Annotated in this window: 17 protein-coding genes and 1 pseudogene; 15 read left to right on the top strand and 3 right to left on the bottom strand. The window is 50.2% G+C overall.

All coding sequences use genetic code 11. The features are described 5' to 3' along the window. The first annotated feature begins 24 nt into the window (after positions 1-24). Together PEH01S_RS07010 and PEH01S_RS07005 are read left to right on the top strand one after the other, a co-directional pair. Entirely contained in the window at positions 25-1,236 is a 1,212-nt protein-coding gene (locus tag PEH01S_RS07010) for an ornithine--oxo-acid transaminase (RefSeq protein WP_127484486.1), read from the top strand. 207 nt (positions 1,237-1,443) lie between these two features. Next, positions 1,444-2,862 carry an amino acid permease gene (locus PEH01S_RS07005; RefSeq protein ID WP_127484483.1) on the top strand — a complete coding sequence of 473 codons (1,419 nt, stop codon included), beginning with the start codon at positions 1,444-1,446 and terminating at the stop codon, positions 2,860-2,862. 125 nt (positions 2,863-2,987) lie between these two features. Here the strand turns inward: PEH01S_RS07005 and PEH01S_RS07000 are convergent, their stop codons facing one another. Both PEH01S_RS07000 and PEH01S_RS06995 read right to left on the bottom strand, forming a co-directional pair. Next, positions 2,988-3,866: a LysR family transcriptional regulator gene (locus tag PEH01S_RS07000; RefSeq protein ID WP_127484481.1), complete on the bottom strand. Its 879-nt coding sequence runs from the start codon at positions 3,864-3,866 to the stop codon at positions 2,988-2,990. 339 nt (positions 3,867-4,205) lie between these two features. Further along, positions 4,206-4,865 carry a nitroreductase family protein gene (locus tag PEH01S_RS06995; protein WP_025849965.1) on the bottom strand — a complete coding sequence of 220 codons (660 nt, stop codon included), beginning with the start codon at positions 4,863-4,865 and terminating at the stop codon, positions 4,206-4,208. A gap of 183 nt (positions 4,866-5,048) precedes the next feature. Here PEH01S_RS06995 and PEH01S_RS06990 point away from each other — a divergent pair, with 183 nt between their 5' ends. The 4 genes from PEH01S_RS06990 (at position 5,049) to PEH01S_RS06975 (ending at position 9,740) form a co-directional block, all read left to right on the top strand. Continuing rightward, positions 5,049-5,636: a TetR/AcrR family transcriptional regulator gene (locus PEH01S_RS06990; protein ID WP_127484479.1), complete on the top strand. Its 588-nt coding sequence runs from the start codon at positions 5,049-5,051 to the stop codon at positions 5,634-5,636. A 177-nt stretch (positions 5,637-5,813) separates the two neighbouring features. Continuing rightward, complete coding sequence (locus PEH01S_RS06985) at positions 5,814-7,697, top strand: PAS domain S-box protein (protein ID WP_127484477.1); 1,884 nt, start codon at positions 5,814-5,816, stop codon at positions 7,695-7,697. Positions 7,698-8,004: 307 nt separating this feature from the next. Beyond that, complete coding sequence (locus PEH01S_RS06980; RefSeq protein ID WP_036714102.1) at positions 8,005-8,682, top strand: response regulator transcription factor; 678 nt, start codon at positions 8,005-8,007, stop codon at positions 8,680-8,682. A 23-nt stretch (positions 8,683-8,705) separates the two neighbouring features. Next, entirely contained in the window at positions 8,706-9,740 is a 1,035-nt protein-coding gene (locus tag PEH01S_RS06975; protein WP_246062821.1) for a sensor histidine kinase, read from the top strand. A 942-nt stretch (positions 9,741-10,682) separates the two neighbouring features. Here the strand turns inward: PEH01S_RS06975 and PEH01S_RS06970 are convergent. Continuing rightward, the gene (locus PEH01S_RS06970; protein ID WP_127484475.1) at positions 10,683-11,009 is read right to left on the bottom strand and encodes a hypothetical protein; all 327 of its coding nucleotides are present in this window, start codon (positions 11,007-11,009) and stop codon (positions 10,683-10,685) included. A 278-nt stretch (positions 11,010-11,287) separates the two neighbouring features. Between PEH01S_RS06970 and PEH01S_RS06965 the strand changes: the two genes are divergently transcribed. From PEH01S_RS06965 to PEH01S_RS06925, 9 genes and pseudogenes are all read left to right on the top strand, one after another. Further along, entirely contained in the window at positions 11,288-12,070 is a 783-nt protein-coding gene (locus PEH01S_RS06965; RefSeq protein WP_025849972.1) for an ABC transporter ATP-binding protein, read from the top strand. Beyond that, positions 12,048-13,985, top strand: a complete 1,938-nt coding sequence (locus PEH01S_RS06960) for an ABC transporter permease (protein WP_246062819.1) — start codon at positions 12,048-12,050, stop codon at positions 13,983-13,985. The genes PEH01S_RS06965 and PEH01S_RS06960 overlap by 23 nt, the downstream gene beginning before the upstream one ends. A 40-nt stretch (positions 13,986-14,025) precedes the next feature. After that, positions 14,026-14,358: a YxeA family protein gene (locus PEH01S_RS06955; RefSeq protein WP_025849974.1), complete on the top strand. Its 333-nt coding sequence runs from the start codon at positions 14,026-14,028 to the stop codon at positions 14,356-14,358. A gap of 439 nt (positions 14,359-14,797) precedes the next feature. Next, on the top strand, positions 14,798-15,706 hold the full coding sequence (locus tag PEH01S_RS06950; RefSeq protein ID WP_246062817.1) for a chitosanase: 909 nt from the start codon (positions 14,798-14,800) through the stop codon (positions 15,704-15,706). Between the two features lie 75 nt (positions 15,707-15,781). Continuing rightward, a pseudogene (locus PEH01S_RS35365) lies at positions 15,782-16,075 on the top strand (DJ-1/PfpI family protein); the annotation flags it as partial. A gap of 167 nt (positions 16,076-16,242) precedes the next feature. After that, positions 16,243-19,674: a non-ribosomal peptide synthetase gene (locus PEH01S_RS06940; protein WP_127484473.1), complete on the top strand. Its 3,432-nt coding sequence runs from the start codon at positions 16,243-16,245 to the stop codon at positions 19,672-19,674. 215 nt (positions 19,675-19,889) lie between these two features. Continuing rightward, on the top strand, positions 19,890-21,110 hold the full coding sequence (locus tag PEH01S_RS06935; RefSeq protein ID WP_127484471.1) for an ABC transporter substrate-binding protein: 1,221 nt from the start codon (positions 19,890-19,892) through the stop codon (positions 21,108-21,110). A gap of 48 nt (positions 21,111-21,158) precedes the next feature. After that, entirely contained in the window at positions 21,159-22,175 is a 1,017-nt protein-coding gene (locus PEH01S_RS06930; RefSeq protein WP_127484469.1) for an ABC transporter substrate-binding protein, read from the top strand. 66 nt (positions 22,176-22,241) lie between these two features. After that, a complete protein-coding gene (locus tag PEH01S_RS06925) occupies positions 22,242-23,102 on the top strand; it encodes an alpha/beta hydrolase (protein WP_025849979.1) in 861 nt (286 codons plus the stop codon). The last annotated feature ends 27 nt before the right edge of the window (positions 23,103-23,129 follow it).

Below are 23,129 nucleotides of genomic sequence, written 5' to 3'. Positions count from 1 at the left end.
TTTTGATCGGGGAGGGGCCCTGCCATGACACAGACAAAACAAATTATTGAACAGACTGAAAAATACGGAGCTGCAAATTACCGTCCGCTGCCTATCGTGATCTCCAGAGCTGAGGGAGTATGGGTTGAAGATCCGGAAGGCAACAAATATATGGATATGCTAAGTGCCTACTCCGCGTTAAACCATGGGCACAGACACCCGAAAATCATTCAAGCGTTGAAGGATCAAGCGGATAAAGTCACTTTGACCTCCCGCGCGTTTCACAATGACCAGCTGGGGATATTTTACGAAAAACTGTCGCAACTGACGGGAAAAAGTATGATCCTTCCGATGAATACAGGTGCAGAGGCCGTGGAAACGGCGATCAAAGCCATTCGGCGCTGGGCGTACGGCGTGAAAAAAGTACCTGCCCATCAAGCTGAAATTATTGTTTGTGAAGGCAATTTCCATGGACGTACAATTACGATTACTTCCTGTTCCTCCGAGGAAGAATATAAGGCTGGATTCGGGCCTTTCACACCCGGGTTCAAAATTATTCCGTACGGCGATTTGGAAGCTTTGAAAAATGCGATCTCGCCGAATACCGCTGCATTTTTGTTCGAGCCGATTCAAGGGGAAGCAGGCATCCGTATTCCGCCAACCGGATTTATCGAAGGAGCGCAAAGGCTTTGCAAGGAAAACCATGTCTTGTTCGTTGCTGATGAAATCCAAACGGGCTTCGGGCGTACAGGCAAGCTTTTTGCTTGCGACTGGGAGAATGTGAAGCCGGATATGTACATTTTGGGTAAAGCATTGGGCGGAGGGGTGTTTCCGATTTCTGCGGTCGCTGCCGACCAAGACATTCTCGGCGTGTTTAACCCGGGGTCTCACGGTTCTACCTTTGGCGGCAATCCGTTAGGCTGTGCGGTTGCAATTACAGCATTGGACGTTCTGCAAGAAGAGGATTTGGTTCGTCGCTCCGAACAATCGGGACAATATTTTATGAATAAGCTAAAAGAGATCAAAAGCAGCAAACTGAAAGAAATTCGCGGCCGCGGCTTATTTATCGGGCTTGAATTGAACGAACCGGCGCGTCCTTATTGCGAAAAGCTGAAAGAGCTGGGCCTGCTGTGCAAAGAAACGCACGAAACGACGATTCGTTTTGCTCCGCCGTTAAATATTTCGCAAGAAAATTTGGATTGGGCGCTTGAACGAATTGGATCGGTTTTTCATGAAGTAGAAGCTGCAGCCCAGTAAGAATGAAACGAGGTTGCTCAAAGCCACCGAACTTGTTACGTCTTGCAGTGGATCACGGCTGTTTCCTGTACGATCTTTCAAGGTTGTACAGGAAAGCCGATTTATAAAAAACAGAAATGGACATGCTTGCCAAGTGAATTGAAAGCGCTATTATCTTTCAATCGCCGAAACCCATGAGTGTATGGTTCAGATTAAGGGGGCGAATTCATGATAGAACAGAAGGTTCATGGTGTGACCGAATTGCAGCGCACGATGAAGAGCAGGCATGTGTATATGATTTCACTCGGTGGAGTTATTGGCACAGGGCTGTTTATCAGTTCAGGCTATACGATTAGTCAGGCGGGACCCGGCGGTTCCATTCTCGCGTATTTGGTGGGCGGACTCATTATGTATCTCGTTATGATGTGCCTTGGCGAATTGTCGGTTGCCATGCCTGAATCAGGCTCTTTTCAAACGTATGCGACCAAATATATCGGACCTGCTACAGGATTTACGGTCGGTTGGTTATATTGGTTTGGTTGGGTGATAACATTAGGCTCTGAGGTTACAGCTTCCGGATTAATCATGCAGCGCTGGTTTCCTGACGTACCGACTTGGATCTGGTGCACCCTCTTTGTTATTGTGCTCTTTTTACTGAATGCGCTTTCGACAAGAGCGTATGCCGAGACGGAATACTGGTTTGCAAGTATTAAACTATTTACGATCATAGGATTTATTGTTTTAGGCGGTGCAGCTATGTTTGGGCTTATTCAGATGAAAGGCTATTCGTCTGCGCCAATGTTTTCTAACTTTACGGGAGAAGGCGGTTTATTTCCTAATGGTTTGAGCGGCGTATTGATGTCGATGGTCACGGTTAATTTTGCTTTTCAGGGCAGCGAGCTCGTTGGAATTGCTGCGGGAGAAAGCAAAGATCCGGAGACTTCCGTGCCTAAAGCAATTCGAAATACAGTCTGGCGAATTATTTTATTTTTCCTGTTATCCATTTTTGTTGTCTCAGGATTAATTTCGTGGAAGCAGGCGGGAGTCGTAGAAAGCCCGTTTGTTATGGTATTTGACAATATCGGTGTTCCTTATTCTGCCGACATTATGAATTTTGTTATCTTAACTGCTCTATTGTCCGTTGCGAATTCGGGATTGTATGCTTCATCCCGTATGCTTTGGGCTCTTTCAAGAAATAAAATGGCCCCTGCAGGTCTAGGAAAATTAACGGCAAGAGGAGTACCGTTAAATGCATTAATCATTAGTGTCGGTATTGCCTGCTTGTCGCTGTTATCCAGTGTTTATGCAGCAGATACCGTTTATTTATGGCTCGTTTCGCTTGCCGGATTGAGCGCTATAATGGCTTGGATGGCTATAGCTGCTTCTCAATATATGTTCCGAAAAAAATTTCTCAAGCAAGGGGGACGTCTTACTGACTTGAAATACCGTACCCCGTTGTATCCCTTTATTCCAATAGCGGCTTTCATTCTATGCACGGTTGCATGCATTGGGCTTGCCTTTGATCCGAACCAACGGCTTGCGCTGTACTGCGCAGTGCCCTTTGTTACTTTTTGTTATGCTATTTATCACGTGAAGTATAAGGAAAAAGCAGACGTCAAGGGTAACAAAATTCGCTGTGAAATTTGAAATCGCTTCCTATGGCTTTGATACATTTGGGCAGAAACAATGGTAGAAGGGAATGCATGCTCCTCCTGCCATTCTTTTTGCCCAAGCTGTTTTTAACCCATTTTTCCTGACCGCTGCATTCCATTTCAATCCTCCAAAGGCTTCCAAGCCTGCTTGAGAAGATCGCTAAAGCTTTGAATATTTGCTTCTTCCGACCTGGATTTGAGGTAAATAAGAGAGGTTTCGACCCGATGTTGAAAACGATGGATCGGGACAAGCTTACCCGTAGCCAGCTCCTCCTTGATTCCGTCCGAGCTTAGCAAAGCGACGCTTGTTTGATTGATGGCCGCATGTTTGATCGCTTCATCGCTGCCGGACTCAATGATGTTCGTAGGTTGATATTGTAATTCAGATAGACAGCCTTTAATGACGTCTTCTAAATTACAGCTTTCTCTATAGGTGATCAGCGGGTAATGGGAGAAAATCGTGGACAAGTCATGTTGTTGGGAGATCTCTTGGGTCGTAACCATCATCACCTCTTCGGTGTCCAGATTAATCGATTCCATTTCAGGCGAGTTATATTTTCCTGCGATGATTCCGATATCGGCTTGATGGGAGCTTACTAGCTTTATTGTTTCTTTACTATTGTAGCAAGCCAAATCTAATTTTACCTTTGGATGGTCTTTAATGAAAGAACTGATTAACAACGAGAGATGTCGGCCGTAGTAATATTCAGGGGCTGCAATTGCAAGTTTACCGTACGGTTCGTCAAGTGTTTTTAAGGCGGTCTCCAAATCGTTTAAAGCGTTCAAAATGATATCCGTATGGTGCTTCACCAATTTTCCGGTAGGGGTTAAAAACGTTTTTTTACCGACACGATTAAATAAGGGATGCCCCAATTCCCGTTCCAATGCTTGAATTTGGACAGAGATCGTAGGCTGTGTATAGGATAAAATTTCGGCTGCTTTGGACAAATTTAATTGGTCAGCGACGACTTGGAAGGTTTTAAGGTTTCTGAGTTCCATTTTATACCTCCAAATGAACTGCGAACAAACAAAAAAACAAGACAATGCCTTTTTTATTATATCAATGAAATACTTCCGTTGCCAGAACTCCGAATACTTGCAAAATTTTCCCTTTGGAATTCCAGTTAAAAAAGCCACTCTGACGTCGGAGTGGCTTTAATATTTCCATATATTTACACTAAGCGACAAGACTAATCAGATTGCCGTCAGGGTCCGTGCTTTTCTTCTTGGCTGCTGCCCGTTAGATCCGCGCCGCTGCGCGAGGAATAGCAATAGACCGGGATCGATTCCTTATCTATCAAGGCATCCCGGTCATCGAATATCTTTAAAATCATTATCTTAGGCGTCAGGCATTTCGTTGAAGAAAGCTACATCGTCGATGGGCAGCCTCACCGTCGGATGACCGGGCTTCGCCGCCTTGCCGATGGCGATCAGCATAATCGGAACGTACCGCTCTGATATGCCGAAAGCTTTCATGAACTTTTGTTTGTCATAACCGCCTATCGGTACCGTATCGTAGCCTTTGGCGCGGGCAACTAGCATGAGCTGCATCGATACCAGCCCGCTGTCGGTATATACGATTTGGCGGATAGCTTCGGACGGCATGCTCGAATACATATCGGTATAGCGTTCGACAAACGATTTTGCCGTATCCGCAGGCATAAAACCCGCATCGACAGCCAGGCCGTAAATCTTCCCGGCCATCCGGATGTTCTCCAGGTCCCCAAGAACGGCGATGACAGCAGAAGCCTCGATCACTTGTTGTTGATTGAATGCGATCGGAAGCAGTTGCTGCTTCAGCTCCGGGGAGTCGATAACGAGAAAACGCCACGGCTGCAAGTTGGCGGCTGAGGGAGCCAGCGTGGCTTGCCGCAAGATTTCGGTCAATTCCTCCCGTGAAATAACCTGGGGATCATAGCTGCGAACCGACCGGCGGTCTCGAATAACATCGAAAAAGAGTTGTTGCTCCAGTGTTTGTGACGGTTGCGAAACGGACATGGTTCTCTCCTCCTCTTGGCATGTGGATCTGGCAACGCAGTACTCAGTATCCAACATAGGCTGCTTAGACAACATTTGTTGTATTTGTAGGTTATAATAATAACAGAGCGGTGACAATCATCAATATAATGAAATCGTTGTTTAGACAACACCATTTCGATAATGTCGTTTTAATCAGGAGGTTTGACAATGAAAAAGAATGAGGCTGATCCTCGGGTGATACGTACACGGCGGCTCCTTCAAGACGCTTTCGCTTCATTAATTCAAGAAAAAAACTTCGAATCGATAACCGTTAGGGATATTACAGAGAGGGCCACTGTTAACAGAGCGACGTTTTATGCCCATTTTGCAGATAAATTCGAAATTCTGGAGTCCAAACTAACGGAATCTTTTATGACCATCATAAATCGCAGAATAAGCGGTCACGAAATATTAAATAAAGAAACCATTCGGAGTATTTTTCTGGCTGTATGCGATTTTCACGAGAATCTAAGCACCATGTGCAAAAGAAGCTATAAACCGCTTGGACCCGTATTCGAAATTCAAATAAAGGAAAAAATTCAAACGGTACTTCTTTCCTTTATAGACAAAGACAGGATGCTTTCGAGTCCAGACGCGCAATTAATAAATACAGCTTCGATCATGTTAAGTTGGGGGATGTACGGGGCCGCTTATGCTTGGAACAATGAGGGGCGTCGACTAAATGCGGAATCATTCGTTAAACAGACCATGCCTTTAGTAATGAACGGAGCCAAAGCACTGCTGGGCTAGGTCCTGTCGCTCAACTAGCGGTTGGATATACTTTCAAAAAAACGTCTTAGCGATAAATCTTGGTAAAATCGGTAGCTTATATGTTTCAGCGGACCCAGTAATGGGTAAATACCTTAGGAAGTGTGTCATTTGAACGAAATAACGAAGTTATTTGTAGAACTTACGGAGGTAAGCCGCATGCATCGCGTGAATTTGAACCAAATCACCTTCAATCAACAAGTGTTTGACCATGCTTCTTTTGGAATTTTTCTTGTGTCGCCCGATGGTCTTATTTTGACGGTCAACCCTGCAATGGAAAAGATGTTTGGATATTCCAAAGCGGAGTTTGACGGCAAGCGCATCGGCGACTTTACTCACCTCGATGAAGCCCAAACCGACATTGACGATTTAAAGGCGCTATTAAGCAATGAGAGTGAAGTAATGATTGAAGGCAGGTACATCAAAAAAAACGGCGAGACCATGTGGGGACTGCTATCCTTCAAACTTTTTTGCGACGAAACGGACAAACCTTTGTATTACATTGCCCAAATGATTGATATCACGAAACAAAAGGAATCGGAGCGACGACTCCAGGAATCCGTCGAACGCTATACTTCGCTCAAAAAATACAACCATGATGCCGTCATTTCCTTTGGCCTCGACGGTCGCATTATTAATGCCAATACCATGGCCGAGAAGCTGACCGGGTACTTGATCGAAACGGAATTGATCGGCATGAAGCTTGCGAATCTGATTGGAAATGAAAATGTAAGCAAGATCCTTGAGAAGTCCCTTTATGATAATTCGATTGAACATGACATCGACATGCTGGTTACCAAAGGCGGGAATACCGTCGAAGTGCTTGCAAGTATAGCGCCGATTTTTGTAGGCGGGCATAATATCGGGTTTTACCTGATTTGTAAGGACATCTCCGAACAGAAAAAATTGCTGCTTGCCAAGGAGGCAGCCGAGGCCACAAATAAAGCAAAAAGCGAGTTTTTAGCCATGATGAGCCATGAAATCCGTACACCCATGAACGGAGTGATTGGAATGACGGATATTCTGCTCGATATGACCGATTTAAGTGAGGAGCAGCGGAGCTGTATCGAAGTGATCCGCAAAAGCGGAGAGACCCTGCTCAGCATCATTAATGACATCCTTGATCTTTCCAAAATCGAAGCGGGGCGAGTCGAACTTCAAGAGGAGATATTCGATCTGCACAAATGCATCAAAGACTGCTTTTCCGTCATTTCCGGCAGAGCTGAAATTAAGAATTTAACCCTGACGTATACCCTCAACCACGATGTTCCCGACTATATTTACGGCGACCCCGAGCGGCTGAAACAGGTGCTGATCAACCTGCTGGGCAATGCCGTAAAATTTACGCCAAGGGGCAGCATATCGGTAAAAGTGGAGCAACGGAAAGGAGATCCGGACAAGCTGGCCTTTACCGTTACGGATACGGGGATGGGCATTGATCCCGCGTGGCTTAACGACATATTTGAGCCGTTCGCACAAATCGGCAGCTTGATGACCCGCAGACACGAAGGAACCGGCCTGGGTCTTGCGATCAGCCGCAGGCTGGTCAGTATGATGGGCGGGGAAATTTACGCCGTTAGTGACGGCATGAACGGCTCGTCGTTTATTTTCACCATCAGGCTTAAGGAGGCTCCAGGACTTCCCTGTGAGCAGGAGTTTGAGCAGATGCTGAATAGGGCGATTAAAACGAGCATCCTGCTTGCTGAAGACAATCCAATCAATCAACTTGTGATGAGCAAAATGCTTGAAAAAATGGGGCATAAGGTTACCGTCGTCTCCAACGGTAAAGAGGCGATCGAAGCCGTCCACAAAGATCATTATGATATCATTTTTATGGACCTGCATATGCCCGTTCTGAATGGCTTGGAGGCAACACAAATCATAAAAAACAGCCTTAAAGAGAAGAGTCCCCGAATCATTGCCGTCACGGCCAACGCCTTGAAGGGCGATCGGGAAAAATGCCTGGAGGCTGGAATGGATGAGTATATCAGTAAGCCTGTTAAAAGAGAGGCCGTTATGAAGCTTCTGCGTCAGACTTGGTAACCGAAGATCTACGTTGGTTCAAAACAATTTGAAAAGGCCGCCGCGGGCGGCCTTTTCCGCGCGAACCGGCCGTTTCATTTGGCAGTGTCTGTTCAGCCGCGCAAGAGCAAGCGGGTTCAGCATCAGGCCTGTTCTCGACCGCGCCGGACGTATCCAGCACTTCTTCAAAGAAAAAATGCGGCCCGGCAAAAGTCTGCTGCCAAAATACCTATGTGTGAAAGTTGCATAAACGTCACATATAGTTTTTTTGTTTATTGGAGATGTTTCATTTAAACTAGGGGTGGAAAGGAAGTGCATTGGAATGGACATGAGCATCTTCATTGTGGAAGACGATACCTCTATCTTCGATTCCCTGAAGGAAAGGCTGGAGAAATGGTCTTTTCGCGTCATAGGACCTGATCGCTTCGATGATGTTATGGGGCCTTTTTTGCAGGAGAAGCCTCAGCTTGTCGTTCTGGACGTTCAGCTTCCCAAGTATGACGGCTTTCACTGGTGCCGGGAAATTCGGGCGGTATCGAAGGTGCCGATTCTTTTTATCTCTTCACGCGATCACCCGATGGATATGGTCATGGCCATGAATATGGGAGCGGACGACTATATCCAGAAGCCGTTCAACATGGACGTGCTGCTTGCCAAAATCCAGGCTGTTCTTCGCCGCACGTATGCCTACGGGGAAGAAACGTCCGATCTTATCGAATGGAACGGCGCGGTGATCGATATGAAACGCGGCGTCATCCGCATGGACGGCAAAGACGTCGAATTGACGAAAAACGAATTTTTCATTCTCGCCATCCTCGTCAAGGCGAAGAACGAGATTGTCACGCGCCATGACCTGATCCGCAAGCTGTGGGAAGACGAGCAGTTCGTCAACGATAATACCCTGACCGCGAATATTACGCGCTTGCGCCAGAAGCTGGCCATCCTTCGGCTGGAAGACGCCATCGTAACGAAAAAAGGATTGGGCTACATGGCCATCACTCTATAGGGGAAGGGAGGAACAGGACAGGGGTGTTTATACGCTACGTCGGCAGTATGAAAAGCTGGATTCTACTGTTTATGATGCTGCTTGGATTGACAGACTTGCTCATTTTGCTAGATAAAGGAATCTATGTACAAACAAGTTCCATCGTGTATTTGAATGCCTTGTTTCTTCTTTCTTTTACGGCTTTTTTCCTGTGGCGCTACCGGAAAGAGACGAAATATGCGGCGGCGCTTGCTGCACTCGCCGAAGAAATGAATGACGACTGGATCGAAGCCTTGCCAGTTGCCGAAACTGTTCGGGACGAGATCACGGGCGAGGCGTTGCGCGCGGCCGATCTTTTGTTCAGACGCAAGCTATCGGAATGTAAAATGGCACACCTCATCGAAAATGATTACACCGCCTCCTGGGTGCACGAAGCCAAAGCGCCTCTCACCGCCATGAAGCTGACCATCGATGCCAATCGCAGCGATCCGGCGATGCGCAAAATCGAAGCGGAATGGCTGCGGATCTACCTGCTTATCGATCGGCAGCTGTATATGACGCGTCTGCCTTCCCTGGAGTCGGATTATGTTTTGGAAGCAGCGGCCATTCAGCGGCTTGCAGCGAAAGAAGTTCGCGAACTGGCCTCGTGGTGCGTGGAGAAGAACCTCGCGGTCGAATTCGAAGGAGAGGATGCGGAGGTCGTCACGGATAGCAAGTGGTGCCGGTTCATGATCCGGCAAGTATTGACGAACGCCGTGAAATACAGCCCGGGTGGCGGGACGATCGTGATTTCGACCGAAACCGCGAAGGCCGGCAATGTCATACTTAGCATCAAGGACGAGGGGCCTGGAATTCCGGCGCACGATCTGCCGCGCATTTTCGACAAAGGGTTTACAGGAGGCAACGGCAGACTGCAAAATGCGGCGACCGGACTTGGATTGTATCTTGCGCAGACCGTTGCCGCCAAAATCGGCATTACCCTTGAGGCGCAATCCGAACCGGGGAAAGGTACCGTGATGCGTATGATGTTCACCGCGAAAAACGACTTCGAATCTATTCGAACCGGATTGCTGCCGTAACCTGAACGCTCCGTGGAACAGCGCCCTCTTTTCCGCTTTTTTAATTCGGCAATTGTCTTTTGCTCCAGCACATTAGCTCTTTATCGTCATGCGAAGGGTTTGGACAATTTTCCAGCTGACGCCGGTTGATGGCCGACGTCAGCTTACCGCTCAGGGTCTTTTTTCAATGTCTACAAATGGGGTCTTGACCACTTATTTTCCTTGAAGTCACAAAAAAGACCTTTCCCACACATATTTGGATTTAACAATACTTGCTACACCTCAGCCCAGAGCAATTGTGTCCAAGTATTTTCCAATCAGCTCTCGATGTATCCGATAAGGTTAGACCATTAAAGGCTTGCTGATAGTTTCAGACGAATTAAAAAAAAGCATGGTATCGAATTGTTCCCAATTCCGTAGAAAAGGGTATCCGCATCCAGTTCCGCAGGAGGAAAAAAAGCGAAGCGGGATTTCACCTCGTATCCGTATCAATTTACATTAAACATCGAAACACATTTTTGCCGTCGAAAAAGCGGAACATAGTTTGACGTTAGTTACTTTATTTAGAAATACATAGGCTAATACGAAACAAGCCAGTATTAGGAAAGCACCCGATACCCTCGTTAGCAATAAATCGAAATCACTGGGCTTCCTCACTTTTTTGGAAATAAATTCTCTCTTCCATACAACAGTTGGTTTAACAATAGCAAGAATTGCATAAGAAAGTGTTAGTAACAAAAGTAATACGATTAATACGATTAACGCTTTTTCCAACATGTTCATCTCCCTATTTTCTAAAAATGGATTCCCAGCTTTCTCCCTTGAAAAATCGTTCCCATTGTGCTGCTGTCGCTGGCTTCCCTTCATTTAGGTTTTGTTTAATTTTTCCCCCGTCGTAAAACAAAACAGCTCCATATTTTCCTTTTGCGAAAGTAGGTCCAAAACTACTCTTAACGCTACTTCCTATGCATGTGTAAATTTGACCTCTCGAATCGTCTTTTCGTACCTTACGATTCGTACGGTCACGCTTCGATAATAGTCATTGTCCGGCCTATACTCGGTAAGCGCCCATGTATACAGTGTATTGGAGTTGTCCGCCTCTTGTTCCACAGGGGGAAGCAGTCGAAGTGGAATCTCACCCCGGATCTGAATCGAGTGTACCACATTATAAGCTTTGGCAAAAAAATCCGCTGGGCTTGTGTTGATGTAGCTAAAGCCAGTAATTTGCCCATTGCCAAGCTCAATCGGCTGACCACCGGATTCTCGTTCAACCCTCAGCAATATATTCATACTGCATATCTCCCTTTTGGCTAACTACTCCTAGCTTCCTATAACCGATTCCTTATCTTAATATATATCGGACATCTTAATATTCCATTTAATGTAAATTATCACACTGGATATATGGGAATACAACTCAAGACATCCTGACTGCTTGTTTTATTCCCATTTTACATAGCGCAACATGACAATATTGTAACGTTGCCTTTCCGCTTTATCATCTAAAACGTGCGACAAAGCTGGAGGGACACTCTACAATAAGGCTATAGCAAACTTGGAGGTTAGGTATGAATCCAATATCGCAACAAACGATACTGCACGCTCAGAATGTTCGCAAATCATACGGGACGAAGGGAAGCGCGCAGCAAGTGTTAAAAGGCATCGAGCTTCGTGTCCTCGAGAGTGAATTTGTCGGAATCATGGGACCGTCCGGATCGGGAAAGACGACCCTGCTGAATGTTCTGGCTACCATCGACCGTCCGACAGAAGGGACGATTCTTATCGAAGACGCGGACATTTCCACGATGAAAGATGCCGAGCTGTCCGCTTTCCGCCGGAATAAGCTGGGTTTTATTTTCCAGGACTATAATCTGCTTGACACGTTGACGGTCAAGGAAAATATTCTCCTTCCTCTATCGCTTGGAAAAATGAATAAGAAGGAAGCGGAAGAAGAGTTCCATACCATTGCCAGTATTCTCGGCATCCAAGAGCTGGCGGACAAATACCCGCACGAAATATCGGGCGGTCAAAAACAGCGGACCTCCGCCTGCCGCGCCCTCATTCACCGGCCGGCCATCTTATTTGCGGATGAACCGACCGGCGCGCTTGACTCCAAGTCCGCTTCCTCGCTGTTGGGGACCATGGAAGCTCTCAATCAAAAACGCAGCGTCACCATTGTGATGGTCACCCATGATCCTGTGGCCTCCAGTTATTGCAGCCGCGTTGTCTTTTTGAAGGACGGGATGATCTACTCCGAATTATACCGCGGGGACAAAACGAGACAGGCCTTCTTCAAGGACATTATGGATGTGCAGGCGGTTCTCGGGGGTGACACGGTTGACGTTATTTGAGCTTGTCACCCGCAGCATGCGGAAAAATATTAAACACTATTACCTGTATTTTTTCGCACTCATCTTCAGCACGAGTCTGTATTTCGTCTTTGCCACGCTGCAGCATGATTCATCCATTGCCCGTACGTCGAGTGCGGATATGAAGTTCGCCGCTTCGTTCCAAGTGGCAGGCATTTTGCTGCTTCTGATCGTGGCCGTGTTCACGGTTTACGCGAACCGTATCTTCCTGAAGCGCCGCAGCAGGGAAATCGGGCTGTACCAATTGATAGGGTTGACAAGGAAGGGAGTGGCGCGCTTTCTCATCATCGAAAATGTGCTGCTGGGCGCAGGCGCGCTTCTGGCAGGTATCGGCAGCGGCGCTCTTGTGGCGCGCCTGTTCCTGCTTATTCTGATGAAGCTTCTCGGGTTTGAAGGATTCATCGAGCTGACGTTCTCCGCTCCGGCTGCGCTTCAGACGGTTATCGTGTTTGCCGCGCTGATCGTGCTCACCTCGATCCAGATGCTGCTAACGGTGTATCGCAGCACCTTGCTCCAACTGTTTCATGCGGACCAACAGGGCGAGCATCCGAAAAAGCCGAATTCTGCCGTTGCGGCGTTCCTGGCCTTATTGGGCATAGCGCTCATTGGTTTCGGCTATTGGCTTTCAGGGCATATGGTGAACGACATGCTGTTCTTTAACATGCTATTGGTTCTCCTGTCGACCATCTTGGGCACGTATCTTCTGTTCCGTGTCACGATTGGTTGGGCCTTCTATCTGTTCCGGAAGAGCAAAGACGGACACCTCGGACTGGCCAACAGTTTGTCCCTCGCGCCGCTTATGCACCGGATGAAGGCGAATGCCAACTCGCTGACCTTAATTACCGTGCTGTCGGCGATGACGCTCACGATGGTCGCGATGAGCTACTCGCTTTACTTTTCTGCGGAAAGCGATACCCGGATCTCGCTGCCGTACGATTTTATCTTCGAGAATAACGGGACGGATTCAAAGTCGTTCAGCGAGGAGCTGCAAAAGGAGGGGATCACATTCGTCCATAAGCCCGTGGAAGCCGTGCGGCTGATGGGAAAAATCCGCGATCCGGACAATCATTCGAAGAGCGATTACCGGGGGCTGCTCTTTCTTCCTGCTGAACAGCTTCTGGAGGCCGGGGCGGACATCAAGGTGCCTGGCAAAGGGGAAGCGGTTCTTTTCGACGGTCGGGCAAATCTTGCCGGAAAGAACACGGAAGAGAATAAGAAATTTCCACAGGAGATCGAACCGGGCAAAAACGGAGGTACGGAGACGCTTCGACTGACAGGACTCGTCGTTAAATTTGCCATGAATTTTAATGTGTATGGCGCTCAACTCGTGACAGATGAATCAACCTTTAAGGAGCTCAGGGAGAGCATGCGGACCTCGCCCGATTTTGAAGCGGTACGTTTCGACACGTACCTGATTCCCGACAAAAAGGAGCGTGCCAAGGCGTCCGGCCTCTATGCGAAGTATACAAAGGAAGATCGGTTTATGCCCGATTTCCATACGCAATATGAAGCTACACTCCAGACGTTCGGGCTGCTCATTTTCATATCGGGATTTCTTGGTCTCGTCTTTCTTATTTCGACCGGCAGCATCCTGTATTTCAAACAGATGACGGAAGCGGAGCAGGAGAAGAGGAGCTTTGTGACCCTTCGGCAGCTCGGCTTCGACGTGAATGCCATCATGAGGGGAATTGTACGCAAACAGCTGTTCGTCTTCGCCATACCGCTCTTGATTGGGCTTGTGCATTCCGTATTTGCCGTCAAAGCGGCATCCATCTTGGCGCTTTCCAGCATCGTCGTGCCGTCGGCGATTGCGATGGGGGTGTACGCCTTGATTTACTTTGTGTTTGCCGTGTTAACCATCGGTTATTACCAAAAGATTGTCAAACATGCCATGTAGAGCATGAATAAAGGGTACAAAAGGAAGGAGAAGACAAACCATGAAAAAAGGCGGCTCCATAGCAGCTTTAGTCATTGTGATTTTGGCGGTTCTGGTTGGTATAAAGTACAAAGACGTAGTCGACCGTTTCAACCCCTTAATGACAAAAGAATATGTTTATGTCCAAATTACTAAACCGGGAGAGCCCGATGAGGGCCGATACAAGTACGTGTTGGCCGGTTACAATGCCCAGGGGGAAAAGAAAGAGGTCACGTTCACGGCAAGCCTTTCCTTACTGCCGGGGACCTATCTAAAAGTATTGGCAAAAGGCGCTTACGCGCAAGAATGGGAAGAAGTAAAAAAAGAAGACATTCCCAAAGCAATCAAGTGGTAATACCTACAGCTAAGACGCGCCCGGGAGAAGCCTGCTCCATGAGCGCGTTTTCTTTTATAAATTTAAAAAAAGTGTCTTCACAAGGACCGGCGATGATGTTAATCTGGAAGTAAGTGGTTATGCGATCCGAGGTTAAAAGTGATTCGCTGTTGTACGCAACACGGGTCTGCTTTTCAAATACGACATCTCTTTTAGCCTAAAAGTATAAACGTTTATACTTTAGGGGGTGAGTCCCACTAAAGTGTATACGTTTATATATAAAATGAAGAAGGGAGGAAATGGCCTAATTTGTTAATCCGATGGGCTAACTGCTGTGCAAAAGTATAATCGTTTATATTTTGGTTGACGAAAGGAGAAGGATCATTAGATTTGAATTCGTCTGTGAGTCGGCAAGCCGCCCGTTGTTATTCATGAGGTCCATATTTTAGGAGGGATTACTATGCATATGTCCAATGGGAAACCATCCAAAAGCCCGGCAAGAAAACTGTTGGCATTCCTTTGTTGTTTTACCTTATTGGCTTCCTTGTTTGGCGCAACCGCTTTGTTCCAGCCATCCAAAGCGGCCGCAGCCTCTCCTGACGATAATTTCTCTCCGGAAACCCTGCAATTCCTCCGTGATCGTACGGGTCTTGATGGCGAGCAGTGGAACAATATCATGAAGCTCATCAATAAACCGGAGCAGGACGATTTGAACTGGATCAAATACTACGGGTATTGCGAAGACATTAATGATGAGCGCGGGTATACGATCGGCATTTTCGGCGCTACCACAGGCGGCCCCAGAGATACCCATCCCGATGGCCCGGAACTCTTCAAAGCCTATGATGCCGCCAAAGGAGCCGGCAACCCGTCGGTCGAAGGCGCATTGAAGCGCCTTGGCATCAACGGGAAAATGAAAGGCTCGATTCTGGAAATTAAAGATAGCGAGAAGGTTTTCTGCGGCAAGATTAAAAAGCTGCAAAACGATCCGGCTTGGAGAAAAGCGATGTGGGAAACCTTCTATAACGTGTATATCCGGTACAGCGTCGAACAAGCGCGTCAGCGCGGCTTTACCAGTGCGTTGACGATCGGATCGTTTGTCGATACGGCTTTGAATCAAGGCGCCACCGGCGACTCCAATACGCTCCAAGGCCTGCTCGCCCGTTCCGGCAGCAGTACGAACGAGAAAACCTTCTTGAAGAAATTCCATGCCAAACGTACCTTGGTTGTGGATACCAACGAATACAACCAGCCTCCTAACGGTAAAAACCGCGTAAAACAATGGGACACCCTCCTGGACATGGGGAAAATGAATCTGAAGAACGTCGATGCCGAGATTGCTCAAGTCACGAACTGGGAAATGAAGTGATCTTTTTCATATTATCATGTTCGTTCGTAAGGACGGTCGCATTTTGCGGCCGTTTTTTAGCTCTTTAGAGCTATCGTAAAGTTTATCGGCAAGAAAAAAGGGATTATCCAATTGGACTCCAAAATGGGGGATTTGCATGCCGATTACAGCTTTTCCGAAATAACTTCAGCCGATATTCTTGTCGTTCCCGGTTGCAGTCCGCCTAACTATAAAACTCCAATGAACGACGAAGAAACGCTGGATTGGATTCGCCAAACACACGGTACCGTGAAATAGACGACGTCGGTTTGTAACGGCTCTCTGATTTTGAGCGCCGCAGGCTTGTTGAACGGAGCGGCGGCAGCCTGCCATTGGGGTTCTTTTGACTTGCCCATCCAGACGATGGAGCTTCGTTGGACAAAAAAGGAACAATAGTGTTAATCTTACATTAGAAATGGAGGAGTAAATAAATTACAATCCTGTATGATATATGAATGTAATTTCGTTATCGGCAATTGTCCGCCAAATGGAAGAAGGATGAACGGGGGGGAGTAACGATGCAGGAGAAGGCGCAATGGCCGCAACGGACCGGCAACAAGACCGCATGCCCGAGGGAGAAAACGATTTTCCAACTGTTCGAGGAGCAAGCGGAGCGAATGCCGGACCGAACGGCTCTCGTATTCGAGGACCGGCAGCTGACGTATGCCGAGCTGAACGAGCGGGCCAACCGGCTGGCCCGGACCTTGCGGGCGGAAGGCGTGCAGCCGGATCAACCGGTCTGCATCATGGCCGAACGTTCCTTGGACCTGATCGTGGGCCTCCTGGGCATCTTGAAAGCCGGCGGCGCGTACGTGCCGATCGATCCCGGTTACCCGGAGGAACGCATCCGCTACATGCTGGACGATTCGGGCGCGAACCTTGTGCTCACCCGGGGCCGGTTGCCGGTACTTCCGTACTTTAGCGGGAAAACGATCCATTTGGACGCTCCGCAAGCATACGACAGCAACGGATCGAATATCGGGCCCGCAGCCGGGCCGAATCATTTGGCGTATGTCCTCTATACCTCGGGTTCGACCGGCAAGCCGAAAGGCGTTATGGTCGAGCACCGCAGCGTCATTCGGCTGGTGAAAAATTGCAACTACGTCGCACTGGATGAAACGACGCGGATTTTGCAAACCGGCGCGGTCGTTTTCGACGCCTCCACGTTCGAAATTTGGGGAGCGCTGCTGAATGGCGGCCGGCTTTATCTCGTCAACAACGAGGTCATCTTGAATGCGGCAAAATTGAAGGAAGCGATCCGGCGTTACGAAATTACGACGTTGTGGCTCACCTCGCCGCTTTTCAATCAATTGTCTCAGCAGGACAGCACGCTGTTCGGCGGCCTGCAAACGCTGCTTGTCGGGGGCGATGTCCTATCGGTGCCGCATGTCAATCTTGTGCTGCGCGATAACCCCGGGCTGGCTGTCGTAAACGCTTATGGCCCGACCGAAAATACGACATTCTCCACGACCCATCCGATCGTCGGTAGGCAGACGGAAGCGGTGCCAATCGGCCGTCCGATCAGCTATTCGACGGCCTACGTGACCGACCGTTCGATGAAGCTGCTGCCCATTGGTGCATGGGGGGAGCTTCTCGTCGGCGGCGACGGCGTTGCGCGCGGGTATTTGAACCTGCCGGAGCTCACGGCGGAGAAGTTCGTCGAGAGCCCTTTTCGGCCGGGAGAGCGCTGCTACCGCACGGGAGATTTGGTCCGGTGGCGCGCCGACGGCACGCTGGAATACAAAGGCCGGATCGACGGGCAGGTCAAAATTCGCGGATACCGCATTGAGCCGGGCGAGATCGAGTCGCAGCTTGCGAAGACGGAAGCGGTCCGGGAGGCCGTCGTGGTCGCCAGGGAGGACGAGAGCGGGCAGAAGCAGTTATGCGCCTACTTTGTGGCGGACCGCGCGTTCACCGCAAGCGAGGTGCGGAGCGCTTTGGCACAGAAGCTGCCGGACTACATGATCCCGTCCTACTTCGTGCAGCTGGAGCAAATCCCGCTCACCATCAACGGCAAGGTGGACCGCAAAGCGCTGCCGGTCCCGGAGGAAAGTCTGCATACCGGGACGGAACATGCCGCTCCCGCCACGGAGCTGGAAGCCGAGCTGGCGGAGATTTGGCGGGAAGTTCTGGGAGTTCCGAACCTTAGCGTGCTGGACGGCTTTTACGATCTCGGCGGACATTCGCTGAAAGCGTTGGCGTTAATGACAGAAATGGAGAAAGCGGGCTATTACGTTACCTTAACCGATATTTATCACTGCAATTCGATCCGGGCGCTGGCCGTTTACCTTCAATCGGCCAAGGAGCGGGAACGCGTTATCGAAACGAAAGAAGAGCTGACGGCCTGGCTGCACCGGGAAACGGGGGGCGTATACGAGCTGGTCTCGTACTTGGTGCGGGATTTTCTTCACGAAACGAAAGAGATTTACGTTCTCTACAGCGATGACGCAGAGGAGGACCGCGTCGAAAGGCTCGTACGGATGATGACCGGGAAAGTGGCCAAAACGCTCCTGCCCCACTATATCGTGCCTCTGCATCAAAAAATCGAAGCGGAGCCGCACGAAGCGGTCGAGGAAGAGGTCTTTTGCCGCCGTCTTGGTCTGCGACGGATGGGAGCGGATGAGGCGGAGGCTATTCGCGGGCGGCTGCAAGACGATTACGATCAAATGGACCGGTGGATCAAAACGGGGCAAGTGGCGCACGAATACCCGCTCGGGGCGATACAACAGATGCAGATTAAGTTCCAAACGCCTCCCAGCCTTGTTTTCTTCAAGCTGGACGAGTATGTGGATTGCGCGCTGCTGGACCGGGCTTACGCTTGGCTCGTACAAAACCAAGGGCAGCTGAGAAGCGTTCCCGTCCAAGGGGAGCCGTGCGTTTGCTGGAAGGAGTATGCGTTTCCTTCCGGACGTCCGCCGAAGCTTAGCCTCATCGACGTTTCGGGCCTCGATCCGAGCGGCCCGTTTATGGACATGCTGCAGGATGTCGTTGAAAACACCCGGTACGCCGGGGAGCATATTTTGTATCAAATGGTCGTGCTGAAACGAAATTTGCGCGAGCATTATGTGATCGGGGTCCTGCATCATGTCCTGTGCGACCGGGTGACGACGGAAGTCATCGAGCGGCAGCTGGTCTCCTGCTACAGAAATCTGCTTCAGGACCAAGCGCCGCCATTGGAGGAAGTCAAGCCGTTTGCTGCGTATGTCCATCAAATTCAACGCGGCCCCCAAGCCATCGCGGAGCAAGAACTGATCCCGGCCTTTGAATTGGAGACGTTTCAACGGAGCAAGCGGGACATCCTGCGTCGGCTGGCTCATCGGACGAGTGACGAAGCTTTATTGTTCAACGTGAATATACCGGCGAAGGAGCATTCTTTGGGGGCCGCGCTTTCCGTCTATGCCAAGGGGCTGCAAACTTATTTGGGGACGAATCATTTGCCCTTGCTGTTCTTATATGACGGACGAAGGTACGAAGATGCGTCGTATTACAATACGATCGGGGAATTTATCGATTTCGTGCCTCTCTTGATCGATGCGAGATGGAAGCAGGAAGAGACGATTCGTTCCGTAAGAACCCGGTTGGATCTTTTGAAGGACCACAACATCAATTTTATGCACCTGCTTACCGATCCCGCTTGCCGTGGCAGCTGGGACCGAATCAAGGAGCTCGTACAGTTTGGGGAGCAATACGAGCACCTCGACCTGTTCATGTTTAATTATTTGGGCAACAGCACCAAAGGGCTTTCGCAGCAAAACGTGTACGACGATACCGTCGTGAAGCAGCCGAATCCGCTGCCGATTTACTCGCTGTTTAATTGCATCGCCGCGTCTCACGCCGACGGCTTCATGTTTTCCATGCGATGCAGCTACAAGATTGACGTCGAGGAAGTCCGGGCGGCGTTCCATGAGGCGGCATGTGCGGAATATCAGGGGGAATCGCTCCCAAACTAGCAATTTGAGTTATAGGCTGACCGGAGAAAGGCAACGGTTCGAAGCGCCGTTGCTTGTTTCTTCGGTTCTTTTTTTATCAACGCTGCGCGGTGGAAGGAAGCGTTTATTATATTTTCTTGAACGGGATTGACTGGAAATAAAGGGATATGATACCTTACTGATAATGATTATCATTATCGCGAAGTCATCATGTGGATACTGGAAGGAGGGCTATTATGCTTCAAAAAGAAAGGCTGCCCAGAGAGCGAACCAAGTCTGCGAGGAGCCGGAGTCCGAAGAAGAGCCTGATTGAAATCCGCGAGTTTATGAACGAGCACTATAACGAGCCTTTGTCGATCGGACAGTTGGCGCAGATGGCGAATATTACCCCCAAATATTTTGTGGACCTCTTCAAGAAAACCTACGGGCAGAGCGCGATGGATTACTTGACGGACCTCCGGATTAGCCGGGCCAAGCGTTACTTGATGGAATCGGAGGAGCGGCTGCGGGAAATCGCCCAAAAGGTGGGGTACCGGGACGAGTTTTATTTCAGCCGCAAATTCAAGAAGGAGGTGGGCGTATCTCCCTCCGACTATGTCAAAAAAGCCAGGCAGCAAATCGCCGCATGCTCTTCCTCGGTCACCGGGCAGCTGCTGGCGCTGAATATTATGCCGACGGCGGCGCCGCTCGATTCGAAGTGGACTCCTTATTACTATAACGCCTATAAAGAGCGGATCAAGCGCCCCCTCAAGCTGACGGACCCTTATACGAGCTGGTCGTTCGAGGAAAATTTGGGGACGCTGGTGCAGGCGCGCCCCGATGCGATTATCGGCACCGACCGGCTGGGCGAAGACGAGAAACGGAAGCTGAAAGAAATCGCGCCGTCTTTGTTCGTTTCGGCGGAGCGGGACGGATGGCGGGAGCAGCTTCGCCTGATCGCCGGGTTCCTGGAGCAAGAGGAGAAGGCGGAGCAGTGGATCGCCGGCTACGAACGGCGGGCGGAGCTGGCCCGGGCGCACATCGGCGAGGCGCTCGGTGACGACCGGATTCTGGTCCTGCGTATTTTCGGGCAAGGTCTTCATGCTTATTGCAACCGCGGCATGGAAGACGTGCTCTGCCGGGATTTAAAGCTGAAATTGGTTTACCGGGCGGAGCCGTCCGGCCACCAGCCGCTTACGATGGAACGGCTTGCGGAGCTGAATCCCGACCGTCTGCTGCTCCTCGTATGTCCCGAAGCCGCGTCGCGGGCGTATTGGCTGGCGCTTCAGCATTCGGCGGCGTGGCGTCAGCTCAAAGCCGTCCGAAACGGGCAGGTGCATCTGATTTCCTCGGACCCCTGGTTCGAGTATTCCGCCGTGTCCGTGGCGCGGATGCTGGATGAAGCGCAGCTCTTGTTTACAGGGAATTGTCCAAATTCATTACAGGATAGCGTCCATGGTGCCCGCTTCGCACCATGATGTATAATCCTCCTGAATGAGAATTATTATCATCGAAGGAGAGATTCCATGCGTGATATGCTTCATCGATTAAGGCTGGCCGGCCGCATGCCGATGTCCGTCTTGCTGTGCCTTGTCGTGGCGGGCGGGCTGCTGTCCGGCTGCGGCACGGCGAACAATGCGGCAGCCCCTGTGCCGGAGGCCGATACAAACGACAAAAGCGCTGCCGCAGGCGGCCAAAGCCCGGCTCCTGCCGAAGAACAGGTCGTCAAGGACGAGCTGGGTCATGAGGTCAAGGTGCCTGCGGCGCCGAAGCGGATTTTTGCCCCGTATTTGGAGGACTCCTTATTGAAGCTGGGGATCAAGCCGGTCGCCCAATGGTCAAGCGGTTCGCAAGGGCAGGATTATTTGCAGCAGGAGCTGAGCGGCGTTCCCCGGCTCGATTTCTCGGGCGGCCCTCCTTCTCCGGAGGTGCTGATGGCTTATAATCCCGATTTGATCATTTTGCAAAATACCAGCTACTCGGGCAACGGCAATTACGAGAAGTATGCCAAAATTGCGCCGACGTACGCTTTTACGAATGCCTCCGGCGATGTTGAGAAATCGCTTACGACCCTGGGGAGCCTGCTCGGCAAATCGGCGGAAGCGGAGCAAGCGCTGAAAGCGTATCGTCAGAAGGTGCAGGAAGCCAAGGAGAAGCTGGATCAAGCCGCAAAAGGGAAAAAGGTGGCGGTCATCCGCTTCGCAGCCAGGGGCGTGAGCTTGATGGGCGGGAACTACATGAGCGGGCAGGTCCTGTACCAGAAGCTCGGTCTCGGCAAGCCCAAGCTTGTGGAAAAGGAGAACAGCGCCGCTATTTCCTTGGAAATACTTCCTGAATTGGATGCGGACTACATTTTCATCATCAATCAATATGGACAGGGGACGGAGCGGATCAAAGAAATTACGGGCAGCCTGATTTGGAAGGCGATGCCTGCCGTCAAGCAGGGACAGGTGTTCGAGGTGAGCGATAATTACTGGCTCGGGAACGGCCTGATCGCTTACGAGAAAATTATAGACGATACGGTCAAGCATTTGGTCAAATAAGCGAATTCGCCGATGAACGGAAGCGTGGCGGTTCAGAGCGTAAGCATTGAAGGAGATGGAAGCATAGTGACGTTCAAGCCGAACGAAAAAAGCGAAGTGACGCTGAAGGACCTTACGCGCAGCAAAGTCGATATTCCGTGGGCGGAGCAGTGGATCATGAAATCGCGCGATCATCACCGGAGGTATCAGATTCTTGTGGCGAAGCCTCCGGAGGAGCCGCCTCCTGCCGGATTTCCGGTCATTTATTTGCTGGATGCGAATTCGGTGTTCGGCACGATGGTGGAAGCCGTGCGGCTGCAAAGCCGCCGGCCCGACAAAACCGGGATCGTCCCGGCGGTGATCGTCGGGATCGGGTACCCGGTGGATGGGCCGTTCGCGCCGGAGCGGTTTTACGATCTGACGCCGGCGCCTACGATACAATATTTGAACAGATCGGACAGCATGCCGCTTCCCGAGCAAGGCGGAGCCGATTATTTTTTGACATTCATCGAGGAGGAATTAAAGCCGCAGATCGAAGGCGAGTTTCAAGTGGACCGCAGCAGACAGACGATTTTCGGACATTCGCTCGGCGGGTTATTTGTGCTGTACGCGCTGTTTGCGAGGCCGCATGCGTTTCAAAGCTATATTGCGGGAAGCCCTTCGCTTCACTGGAACGAGCCGTTCCTGCTGGAGGCGGAGCGGGAATTTGCGAGAGGCTTGCAGCCTGCGCCGAACCGGATCGAGCTGCTGCTCGGCGTAGGCGAGCTGGAGAAGACGCATATCTCGCGCAATTGCGACCGCGCGCTGGCGCTCTCGGAGCGCTTGGCGGCATTGTCCGGGCGCGGATTGGATGTAGAATATAAGGAATTTGAAGGCGAGGGGCACGTATCGGTGCTGCCCGTGCTGATCAGCCGGGCTTTGCGGCTGGCGCTGCGGCCGAAGCCGTGAACGGCGGCGGGAGCTATCGGGAAGGGG

The sequence above is a fragment of the Paenibacillus ehimensis NBRC 15659 genome (genome assembly GCF_004000785.1).
Taxonomy (GTDB): Bacteria; Bacillota; Bacilli; order Paenibacillales; family NBRC-103111; genus Paenibacillus_G; species Paenibacillus_G ehimensis.
The sequence above is the reverse complement of the archived record's forward strand: the minus strand, read 5'-3'. Positions and strand labels throughout refer to the sequence as shown.

Excerpts from the sequence above, each read along its gene's own strand:
- PEH01S_RS07010 (WP_127484486.1), top strand. The coding sequence starts at position 25 with ATGACACAGACAAAACAAATTATTGAACAGACTGAAAAATACGGAGCT.
- PEH01S_RS07005 (WP_127484483.1), top strand. The coding sequence starts at position 1,444 with ATGATAGAACAGAAGGTTCATGGTGTGACCGAATTGCAGCGCACGATG.
- PEH01S_RS07000 (WP_127484481.1), bottom strand. The coding sequence starts at position 3,866 with ATGGAACTCAGAAACCTTAAAACCTTCCAAGTCGTCGCTGACCAATTA.
- PEH01S_RS06995 (WP_025849965.1), bottom strand. The coding sequence starts at position 4,865 with ATGTCCGTTTCGCAACCGTCACAAACACTGGAGCAACAACTCTTTTTC.
- PEH01S_RS06985 (WP_127484477.1), top strand. The coding sequence starts at position 5,814 with ATGCATCGCGTGAATTTGAACCAAATCACCTTCAATCAACAAGTGTTT.
- PEH01S_RS06980 (WP_036714102.1), top strand. The coding sequence starts at position 8,005 with ATGAGCATCTTCATTGTGGAAGACGATACCTCTATCTTCGATTCCCTG.
- PEH01S_RS06970 (WP_127484475.1), bottom strand. The coding sequence starts at position 11,009 with ATGAATATATTGCTGAGGGTTGAACGAGAATCCGGTGGTCAGCCGATT.
- PEH01S_RS06965 (WP_025849972.1), top strand. The coding sequence starts at position 11,288 with ATGAATCCAATATCGCAACAAACGATACTGCACGCTCAGAATGTTCGC.
- PEH01S_RS06955 (WP_025849974.1), top strand. The coding sequence starts at position 14,026 with ATGAAAAAAGGCGGCTCCATAGCAGCTTTAGTCATTGTGATTTTGGCG.
- PEH01S_RS06950 (WP_246062817.1), top strand. The coding sequence starts at position 14,798 with ATGCATATGTCCAATGGGAAACCATCCAAAAGCCCGGCAAGAAAACTG.
- PEH01S_RS06940 (WP_127484473.1), top strand. The coding sequence starts at position 16,243 with ATGCAGGAGAAGGCGCAATGGCCGCAACGGACCGGCAACAAGACCGCA.
- PEH01S_RS06935 (WP_127484471.1), top strand. The coding sequence starts at position 19,890 with ATGCTTCAAAAAGAAAGGCTGCCCAGAGAGCGAACCAAGTCTGCGAGG.
- PEH01S_RS06930 (WP_127484469.1), top strand. The coding sequence starts at position 21,159 with ATGCGTGATATGCTTCATCGATTAAGGCTGGCCGGCCGCATGCCGATG.